Annotated in this window: 9 protein-coding genes; 6 read left to right on the forward strand and 3 right to left on the reverse strand. The window is 51.5% G+C overall.

All coding sequences use genetic code 11. The features are described 5' to 3' along the window. Positions 1-255: 255 nt before the first annotated feature. On the reverse strand, positions 256-846 hold the full coding sequence (locus AWJ19_RS34705) for a hypothetical protein (protein WP_128083558.1): 591 nt from the start codon (positions 844-846) through the stop codon (positions 256-258). Positions 847-1,044: 198 nt separating this feature from the next. Here AWJ19_RS34705 and AWJ19_RS09885 point away from each other — a divergent pair, with 198 nt between their 5' ends. Continuing rightward, positions 1,045-1,959, forward strand: coding sequence for a L,D-transpeptidase family protein (locus tag AWJ19_RS09885; RefSeq protein WP_082707809.1), 915 nt, complete (start codon positions 1,045-1,047; stop codon positions 1,957-1,959). A gap of 129 nt (positions 1,960-2,088) precedes the next feature. Here AWJ19_RS09885 and AWJ19_RS09890 read toward each other — a convergent pair whose 3' ends face one another. Continuing rightward, positions 2,089-3,096, reverse strand: a complete 1,008-nt coding sequence (locus AWJ19_RS09890; protein WP_157889982.1) for a BadF/BadG/BcrA/BcrD ATPase family protein — start codon at positions 3,094-3,096, stop codon at positions 2,089-2,091. A gap of 177 nt (positions 3,097-3,273) precedes the next feature. Between AWJ19_RS09890 and AWJ19_RS09895 the strand changes: the two genes are divergently transcribed. Beyond that, positions 3,274-4,197 carry an SMI1/KNR4 family protein gene (locus tag AWJ19_RS09895; RefSeq protein ID WP_068723343.1) on the forward strand — a complete coding sequence of 308 codons (924 nt, stop codon included), beginning with the start codon at positions 3,274-3,276 and terminating at the stop codon, positions 4,195-4,197. 93 nt (positions 4,198-4,290) lie between these two features. Here AWJ19_RS09895 and AWJ19_RS09900 read toward each other — a convergent pair whose 3' ends face one another. Next, positions 4,291-4,755 carry a VOC family protein gene (locus tag AWJ19_RS09900; protein WP_068723345.1) on the reverse strand — a complete coding sequence of 155 codons (465 nt, stop codon included), beginning with the start codon at positions 4,753-4,755 and terminating at the stop codon, positions 4,291-4,293. Between the two features lie 97 nt (positions 4,756-4,852). On the opposite strand from AWJ19_RS09900, the gene AWJ19_RS09905 reads away from it, so the two are divergent. From AWJ19_RS09905 to AWJ19_RS09920, 4 genes are all read left to right on the forward strand, one after another. Continuing rightward, on the forward strand, positions 4,853-5,764 hold the full coding sequence (locus AWJ19_RS09905; protein WP_068723347.1) for a YafY family protein: 912 nt from the start codon (positions 4,853-4,855) through the stop codon (positions 5,762-5,764). 443 nt (positions 5,765-6,207) lie between these two features. Further along, entirely contained in the window at positions 6,208-8,052 is a 1,845-nt protein-coding gene (abc-f, locus tag AWJ19_RS09910) for a ribosomal protection-like ABC-F family protein (RefSeq protein ID WP_241781672.1), read from the forward strand. Positions 8,053-8,135: 83 nt separating this feature from the next. After that, a complete protein-coding gene (locus AWJ19_RS09915; protein WP_068723348.1) occupies positions 8,136-8,609 on the forward strand; it encodes a hypothetical protein in 474 nt (157 codons plus the stop codon). Between the two features lie 58 nt (positions 8,610-8,667). After that, positions 8,668-9,243, forward strand: coding sequence for an RDD family protein (locus AWJ19_RS09920; protein WP_068723356.1), 576 nt, complete (start codon positions 8,668-8,670; stop codon positions 9,241-9,243). The last annotated feature ends 66 nt before the right edge of the window (positions 9,244-9,309 follow it).

Here is a 9,309-nt window from a genome sequence, read left to right on the forward strand (position 1 = left end):
CCAAAGGGAAAAATCCCTTTGAATAGCCTCATCCACCTCAGGTGGAACCAATCAAAGGAAAAAATCCCTTTGAATAGCCTCATCCATCCCTTTAATTTGGTCCACTGGGCAAGAAGCGCCGGCCCAGGCGTACGGACATCTCAGAGACATCCGAGGCCCGTACTTCCCCCGGCAACAGGTGTAAGAACACGCAAAAAAATGCTCCCGGACATTACGCCGGGAGCATTCTTTTAAACCTACCGCACCCCAACTTGCTTATTGGAAGCTGCGGCCCTGGTTCATGGATGAACCGTAGTTCTGGTTCTGGCTGCCCATGGAGCCGATTGCGCCAAGGGTTCCGATGCGGCCGATCGAACCGGATGGACTCATTGTGCTTCCTGAGCTGATGTGCGACGGAATAGAATGCATTGAGGCATCAGTCTGAGTATGCTGCATGTGCATAGGCTGCTGATTCATAGAAGAGCTGTAGGACGGAGTATATCCTGCTCCTGTATTGTAGCTGGCAGCACCGGTATTAAAGTGCGGGATGCCGGTATTGTAGCTTGTATTTGTATTATAGCTTGGGCTTGTATTGTAGCCGACTGTCTGTGCACTCTGCTCCAGTTGTCTCAAGGTTTGAGTAACCTGCTGCAGCTGCTGGACAGCGGTACTGTGACCCTGCAGTGCCTGCTGGATAACCTGGCTTGCTTTGTGTTCGCGCTGAGCCAGTTCCTCCAGTTTGGCTGCGTTTTGCTGCTCCTGCTGGAGAAGCTGCTGGTAGTTTTGGCTAGCCTGCTGGGTCTGGGCGACAAGCTGCTGGATAATCGATTCACACTGGTTGATCTGGCTGGAGAGATTTGGATTCAAAGTCGTTGCCTCCTTGGCAGTTTCGGTTTGGTATTGCAGGCTTATTATCTCTGGAGGCTGAACCCAATATTCATGATCTTTTATTATCCGGACTAGCCGAAGCAAATAGGTACAAGCCGGGCTGCAACTTCTTCGTAACAACACCGTCTATGTATAAAGAGTTTTCCAGAATAACCCATAATGTGGAGGTGGGGCAACATGAAAGGGCAAGAAACCGCTGGACGTAACAGAAGCAGAAGACTGCCGGGTATCAAGCTGCCGCTGGTATTTTTACTGTTGTTTACGGCCTGTTTTCCCGGATTGGCATCAGCTGCTGCAGGTTCGGCAATGTCCTCGGATCTGATAGTCGTCAACAAAAAAACGAACACTCTGGGCTTTTTTAGCGGCGGAAAGCTGGAAAAGGTATTTCCGGTCGCAACAGGCAAAACGAAGAATCTGACCCCGGAGGGAACGTTCCGGATCGTGCTAAAAGCCAAGAACAGGCCTTATTATAAGGAGAATATCCCCGGCGGCGATCCGGCTAATCCGCTCGGCGACCGCTGGCTGGGACTCGAAGTGAACGGGACGTATGGCACCACCTATGCCATTCACGGGAATAATAATGAATCTTCGATCGGCAAATATGTCAGCGCAGGCTGCATCCGGATGCATAATGACGACATCCACTGGTTATATCCGAAGGTGGCCAAGAACACAACGGTCATCATTACAACCTCCAGCCTCGATCTCAAAAGCATTGCCGCAAAACACGGCTATTCCGCCGGGCCGACTAAACTGGCAGGCGCTTTTATCATGGATGGAAAGACGGTTAAGGTAAAAGAATCCTTTGTGCTGGAGAATTCGCGGGTCTATATTCCTCTGCGGGAGTCGGTCGCACTTCTTGGGGGGAGTCTGAAGCAGGAGCCGGGCACCGGCTCGCTGATTATTACAATAGGCAGTTACACAGCAGTCCATAAGCCGCTAAGCAGCACGGCTAAGGTAAACGGCAAAGAGGTAGGCATCCTGGCCTCCCAAAACGTAAACGGCCGTCTCTATATTCCGCTCAGCAGCCTGACTCCGCTGTTTGGTCTATCCTTCACGTGGAACGCCAAGGAGGGGACAGTGAAGCTGTAAGAGCAGTGCTCACAGGCTCGGCTAGACTTAGAATGTCTGATATTTAGTTGTTTAATAAAAACGCCGCGTCTTTCGGAAGCTATCCGAAAAGGAAGCGGCGTTTTTCAATGGCTTTATAATTCCGCCTGATCAGGCTTGAGCTCCGTGTCCAAGCGCCTGCCGGAGCAGCGCGCCGCTAGGCTGCAGACGGCGGATGACCTCGTCTGTAACCGGCAGTCCGGCTTGCTCCAATGCATAGAGCACTGCTCCCGCCGCTGGAGGAAGCTGCGGAGTTACAACCGTATATTGCTTGTTCGATGCATTCTTCAGCTCCTCCCGCAGCTTTTCCTGAAAATAGCTGCTGCCCGCTACACTTCCGATAAATGCAACCGGTACAAGATGCTGCTTGAAAGAAGCGCCCAACAGTTCAATGCCGGTCTTTATTTGCTTAACCGCCCGGTTGCAGACCCGGATTGCGGCAGCGCTTCCGAGCGCTGCCTCTTCAGTAACTGCCGGCGCGAACCGGCCGAAGCACCTGTCCCTTACCTTGCGGTCAGCATCGAATCCGCCGGATGCCAAATGATACAGCTCAGTGACAGTAGCCGTGTTCCAATGCCCCAGCATTCTGGCAACAAGCCGTTCATCGCTGGCATCGGCATGACCGGCCAGCACCTCAAAAACCGCCTCATAGCCAAGCAGCCGGGCGGCACTGGCTGCGTAATGATGAAAATCATAATTGCGCAGATACCGTCCCTCCTCATTGATTGCGATCAGAATCGAACCGGTGCCTGCAATGGCAATAATGCCGGGCCGGGCAAGATGCGCACCGTAATGGGCGATAAGGGCATCATTCACATGCCATTTGGGACAAGCTAAGCCTGGAACCGCGGTAAGTGGAGTAATCCACTCCAGATCCTCCGGCGTATCAAAGCCGGCAATGCCGGCGGCGAGTCCGGCAACCCGGACGGCCTCAATTCCGCTACGTTCCATTACGTCCTTTATAGCTGATTGTACATTCATTTGAACAGAAGAATCCCTGTAAATTGAAGCGCTTCCTCTAATGCTGTGGGCAAGTATGTTTCCTTGGATATCTGCGGCAATGACCCGGGTATGCGTCCCTCCGCCATCTATTCCGATTACAACATCCTTCTGCTGCACTGCGGACATCCTCTCATTCTTTTTTAGAACAGCATACTATACTTAGCTGCAAATAAAATGTGCCAAGCTGCGCAAATTATGCCTGTATCACTCCTGTGATGCCCTTGGTGGAGAAGAGCCCGGCAGAAATGGTATAATTATCAGTATATGCGTTATGAAACTGGGAGGCCTGAAACGATGAGCGAGCAGCTTGTGGAACAGCTGGAATTATGGCACGAAGAGGACGAATTTGAGGAAATTGTGGATGCGGTGCTGGAAATACCCGGGGAAGACCGGGATTATACGCTGGTCAGCCATTTAGGCAGAGCGCTGCTTAACCTTGAGCGTTACGAAGAGGCGCTGGAGCAGCTGATGTCCGTTGAGGAGGAAGGCGAGGAAGATCCGCTCTGGCATTACCGTGTCGGATTTTCTTATTACTATTTGAAGCAGTATGACAAAGCCGTCAGCGCATTTGAAACAGCCGACCGGCTCGAGCCTGAAGACGAGGATACACTGGAGTTTCTGGCGCTGAGCCGGCGCAAAGCCGCCAAAAAAGCAGCCAGAGCAGCAGCAGCAGAAGCCTCCTCCAAAAAGACATCTGGTTTGCGTCCTCTGCCGAAGTTCGATGGTGCTAACTTCTGGGCGGACAACGCAGAGGAGCAGGAGGACTATGTGTCTGAGCCGCTTACGGACGAGCTGGTTGAATCAGTAGAGGAACAGCTGGTCTTCAAGCTGCCACCCTTCTACATCGCCATGATGAAGCAGCAGAACGGCGGCATTCCCCGGAATACGAAATACCCGTTAGGGAACCAGGCTGCAGAAGCCGGCAAAGACAACATTATGATCTCCGGAATTCGTGGCATCGGCCGGGATAATAAATACTCCCTTTGCGGTGAGCAGGGAAGCCTGGCTGTCATTGATAAATGGAACTATCCTGAATTCGGCGTGGTCATCTGTGATGCCCCGTCAGCCGATCAGGGGGTTGTCATGCTGGACTACCGGCCTGCCGGCAATGACGGGGAGCCGGAAGTGGTCTATGTGGATCTGGCGAATAATCGTAAGGTTACCTATCTGGCCAAGAATGTGGAGACCTTTATCCGCGGCTTAGTGAGTGCAGAATAGCCTGCAGATGTAAAGTTACGGAGGCATAATGTGCAGCCGGAAAAGGTAAAAAGACGGTGCCCGGGATCAATCCGGGAGCCGTCTTTTTTGCAATTATTGTTTGCCGGCTACTACGTTATCAAGAAACAGATCTGCATCGCTGTTGAATTTCCAGTTCACTCCGAATTTATCAACCAGCATACCGAAGCACGAAGACCAGGGAGTTTGGGATAACGGCATGATGACATTTCCGCCAAGGGATAAACGGTTGAAGTATTCCTCCAGCTTTTGCTTATCATCGATCACAAGACTAATCAGCATATTATTCCCTGTCACCAGTTCACCTGTTACTGCCTTCATGGAAGGTAAAATGTCCGACATCATGATTTTTCCGCCTTCGAATGCTATGGAAGACTCCATAATCATATTTAACTCGTTTTCCGGCATCAAGTAGTTGGGATCTTGCGGGATATCCCCAAACTTCGCCTTTTTTACTTCAATGGCGTTTAAAGCCTCCGAATAAAAATCAATCACTTGTTCTGTAATTCCATCAAAGTTCAGATAGACAATAGCAGACATAAATTCAACCTCCTTGTTGTTATAAAGGAAGTATAATAGATAATAGGTGACATCTTATTGTCGCTGTTCTACACTGATGCCAAAAAAGAGGTGAACGATGGACAAGGTTGAGAGACTAATCTCTATCATTATGATTTTACTGAAGAAAGATATCGTTTCCAGCACAGAACTCGCGCAATTATTCAATGTCTCCAAAAGAACGGTTCTACGCGATATGGAAACCTTGAGTTTATCAAACATCCCCATCTATTCGGTCAACGGAGTTTACGGGGGCTACGGTATTATGAATGAATACAAGGTCGATAAACGTCTTTTGACCAGCTCCGACTTAGAGAATATATTAGCTGCGCTCGGAGGACTGGAACAAATCCTGATGAGCGAAGAAATTGAAAGGACGATCCGAAAAATAGAAGCCATGGTTAGCCCGTTGTCCCGGAAAGATTCCATCCGGCTTTCTTTTTATAATTGGGAAGGGCGGTCTGAGCTTCATCCAATCTTGAAGACAGTGCAGGAATCCATATTAAAGAGACGTTTGGTTTCATTTGATTATACAGATAAAAATGGCATTGCAACGAAAAGAACCGTTGAGCCCTATCAGCTGCATTTTAGCGAATCAAGCTGGTACTTCAAAGGATTCTGCTTACAGCGTATGGGATATAGGAAATTTAAATTATCCCGGATTCATCATGTTCATATGAATGAACAAACGTATACTCCCAGAGCTGATCTGGCGGAACAAGAGCAGGAAGCAGGCTATCAGCCGGAACTAGTCGCAGTCAAGGCGTTGATTTCGCCTGGCATAAAGGATCAATTCATTGAAAGATACGGACAAAAGAGTATTGAATACCATAGCTCTGAGCTTTTCATGGCAACCATTTGGGTTCCTTATAATAATATTGGATTTGAATTTCTGGCAGGGTTCGGTACAAAACTGCAAATTGTAGAGCCTGAATCATATGTTGAAGCATTCCGGAATTATATCCTTGAGATATTTAATAAATACCAATAATCCAGGCACCCCCGCCGGGCAAAAACAATTATAATCTTTCTTAACCTTATCTTTGCCGTCCAGATTGTTTATATTATAAGTATTACTGATTTCGGACAATACGGAGGACACCGGCTGATGAATAACTAACACGTTTCCGATACAATGACCCATTTACTTGTGATGTGCATAAGCACATGCCACGGGACACCTGCTTAGGGTGTACGGTCAGGGATACGTGTGTCTGCCGGGACTCATGCGATACAGAAATTTGGCTGGCAAAAGATTGACGATGCGCCTTGAGTTATTACAGGGGGTATGTCTGTCCTGCCGCTTCTTTCCTGTACGCTGCTCCCTTCATACGTTTCCTGGACCGCAGCCTGCTGGCTGCGGTTTTTTGCTGCTGTTTCTGTAACGGATGCGGCAGCCAGCCTTGGAGCTAATAAGGAAGCGGAGGAATATATATGACTGCAATGACTATATTGAAAGCGAAGAATTTAAAAAAAGAATGGAACGGCACTCCCTTATTTGAAGGGGTATCGTTTGAAATCGCTGAAGGCGAGCGGGTCCTGCTGTTCGGCCGCAACGGCACCGGCAAAACAACACTGCTGCAGGGCCTGTTGGGCAGGCTTGCCTTTGAGGAAGGCAGCGTCTTCTACGGACTGGAGCGCGGGGAATGGGGCGTGCTGGACCAGCAGCTGGAGACGGATTCCGGCGCAAGTGTGCTTGAGTTTGTGCTGGCGGCATCGGAGCAGCTGGCGGCTCTTAAGCACCGGATGGAGCGGCTTGCCGGCAGGCTGGAAGTAACAGGCGGCACGGATGAGGCTGCAGTAGCTGAATACGGGGAGGCTTGCGACAGCTATATGCTGCTGGACGGATACGGCTGGGAAGCCAAGGCGGAGAAATGCCTCCGGCAGCTGAAGCTGGAGCCGTCCCTGTGGAACCACTCGTACCGCCAGCTCAGCGGAGGCCAGAAGACCCGGGTCCAGCTGGCCGCGCTGCTTGCCCGGCAGCCGAAGCTGCTGGTGCTGGATGAGCCGACCAACCATCTCGACGAGGAAACGATGGCCTGGCTGGAAGAGTGGGTGCGGTCTTATCCCGGCACGGTTCTATATGTGTCGCATGACCGCACATTCATCGACCGGACCGCAACAAGTGTGCTGGAGCTGAGCCCGACAGGCTGCCGCCGGTATCCCGGAGCCTATACGCAATACAGGGAACAGAAGGAGCTGGAGCTCAAAACGCTGGAGAGCCAGCACAAAAAGCAGGAGCTGGAAAAAGAAAAGCTGCTGGAGAGCATCCGCCGCTATTCCCTCTGGTTCCAGCAGGCGCATACTGCAGCCGGACAGAATGATTTCCTGCGGTCCAAATCGAAGAAGAATGTCTCGCGTCTTCATGCCAAGGAAGCCAGCCTGGAGCGGCTGGAAAAGAACCGGGTAGAGCTGCCGAAGGCAGCGCCCAAGCTGAATATGAAGCTGGAAGGTGAGGATTTTCAGGGGGACGCGCTGGTGGTGCTGGACGACATTAGCCTTGCTTATGATGGCGGTCCGCAGCTGCTGGAGCATTTTAATCTTACGCTTCGCCGGGGAGACCGGTTATCCGTACTCGGCCCGAACGGTGCGGGCAAATCCACGCTGCTGAAGCTGATTGCAGGTGCTGCACAACCCGCAGGCGGCAGGCTGCGGCTGCATCCCCGTACGAAGATTGCGTATTTTGCCCAGGAGCTTGAGCATTTGAATCCCGAGCTGACCATCCTGGACAGCCTGCTGGAGCTGCCGGGCATGACGCAGACAGAGGCGCGGACGATTCTCGGCTGCTTTCTGTTCCCGCGGGAGGATGTATTTAAACGAATCGGCGATCTCAGCCTGGGTGAGAAATGCCGGGTCGCCTTTCTCCGGCTGTATTTCGGCAAAGCGAATCTGCTGGTGCTCGATGAACCAACCAACTATCTGGATATCGACACCCGGGAGCGGGTAGAAGAGGCGCTTGCCGCTTATCCCGGCGGACTGGTCATCGTCTCGCATGACCGTTATCTGCATAGCAGAGTCGCTAACCGCCTGCTGCTGCTGGGCCGCGGGCAGAGCCCGCAGTTCTTTTCCGGCACGTTTGAGGAATATTATGCTAAGGAACGCAGCCGGGTGCTGACTCCGGAGGAGCAGGCCCGTGAGGGTGAAATGTCATTGCTGCAGCTCCGGCTGGCCAAACTGATGAGCAGCGAAGCTGCAGGAACAGAGGCGGAGGACCGTGAGCTGCTGGAGGAGATTCTGGAGGTACAGCAGGCGATCCAAAGCAAGATAAAGGAAATCTGACAGCTGCGGAGAAGTAAATAAAAGGGAAAAAGATGAAAAGATGGGGGAAGCACTCTCAAGAAGTTCAGACAACAGGAGGAATAATGAACACAAAACGTCTTGCAGCAATTATCGCGGTTGTGGCCGTTCTTACACTGGCGTATGTGTGGCTGCGTCCGCAATCTTTTGAGCGGGAATTCAGCAGTATGATTTATTCAGCGGATACCGGAGAGGCCAAAAGTACATTGCTCGCGCTAAAAGGTCAGATTTACAGAGGAATCCCGGGGGACCGTAAAATGACCGGCACGCTGCAGGCGGATGGGGATATTCATTATGAAGTTACTCTTAGGGAAAGAGGCGGCTATTATCTGGGCGTTATGTCTGAGGTAACCGGGGGTGGCAGTAAACAGACGACAGGCATAGTAACTGCGTCACTGGCACTGGATAAGATATGGGTCATGCTGAACGATGTAAACGAGCGCTATGATCTCAAGGATCAGGAAGGCTTTATTGCCGGTCCGGCGCACACGCTGGAGGAGGCGAAGCAGGTGGCGAAGGAGATTATCGGCTCCAAGTAGCGGAAGGGCGTGTCTGGCAATGCCTGTTTTGAACCATTTGACAGCAAGGAGGTCCTTCATGGAGCACAGTATAACGGAACGTTTGGTGGAAAGTGACTACGCAGGCTTTTGGAAAAGAGTGCTGATCAGCATTGTGGATTTTCTTATTCTGGCGCTCCCCGTCTATTTTATCAATGGCTGGGCGGTTTCGGCGGCTGAGCGGTACCAGTCGGGAATTCCACTGTGGATACAGTGGGGCCTGATCTCGCTGTTTAACATCGTGCTGGTTGCCAAATACGGAGGAACCCCGGGCAGGCTGATTCTGCGGACGAGAATTGTAAATGAACAGGGAAAGTACCCCAGCTTGAAGCAGGCGGTCATCCGGTACAGTTTCCTTTTGATCAACAGCCTTCTGGCCGTCATTGTTGCCGCCGGGGACGGTACTCTGTCCAAACTGCCTGAGGCTTATGCCAATTGGGCGCCCCTGGCCAGCGATCTGACGGGATTCCTGGCTCTGGTCATCATTATCGACTGTCTGTTTATAGTTTTTAGCATGCGTAACCGGGCGCTCCACGATATGATGGCCGGAACCTATGTGGTGAATCAGAGTGCGCTGCTGGATGAGGGTTACGGGGCGGGAAAAGATTACATGTGAAGCGGGCAAGTGTGTCAGAGTGAGAACAAGGTGGGCCGGATGTGCCGAATGAAGGGCAAAAATGCC

The sequence above is a fragment of the Paenibacillus sp. DMB5 genome (assembly GCF_001517085.1).
Lineage (GTDB): Bacteria > Bacillota > Bacilli > Paenibacillales > Paenibacillaceae > Paenibacillus_AQ.

What these genes read in the sequence shown, in the direction of transcription:
- AWJ19_RS09895 (WP_068723343.1), top strand. Translation starts at nt 3,274, where the DNA reads ATGAGCGAGCAGCTTGTGGAACAGCTGGAATTATGGCACGAAGAGGAC.
- AWJ19_RS09905 (WP_068723347.1), top strand. Translation starts at nt 4,853, where the DNA reads ATGGACAAGGTTGAGAGACTAATCTCTATCATTATGATTTTACTGAAG.
- AWJ19_RS09885 (WP_082707809.1), top strand. Translation starts at nt 1,045, where the DNA reads ATGAAAGGGCAAGAAACCGCTGGACGTAACAGAAGCAGAAGACTGCCG.
- AWJ19_RS09900 (WP_068723345.1), bottom strand. Translation starts at nt 4,755, where the DNA reads ATGTCTGCTATTGTCTATCTGAACTTTGATGGAATTACAGAACAAGTG.
- AWJ19_RS09915 (WP_068723348.1), top strand. Translation starts at nt 8,136, where the DNA reads ATGAACACAAAACGTCTTGCAGCAATTATCGCGGTTGTGGCCGTTCTT.
- AWJ19_RS09920 (WP_068723356.1), top strand. Translation starts at nt 8,668, where the DNA reads ATGGAGCACAGTATAACGGAACGTTTGGTGGAAAGTGACTACGCAGGC.
- abc-f (WP_241781672.1), top strand. Translation starts at nt 6,208, where the DNA reads ATGACTGCAATGACTATATTGAAAGCGAAGAATTTAAAAAAAGAATGG.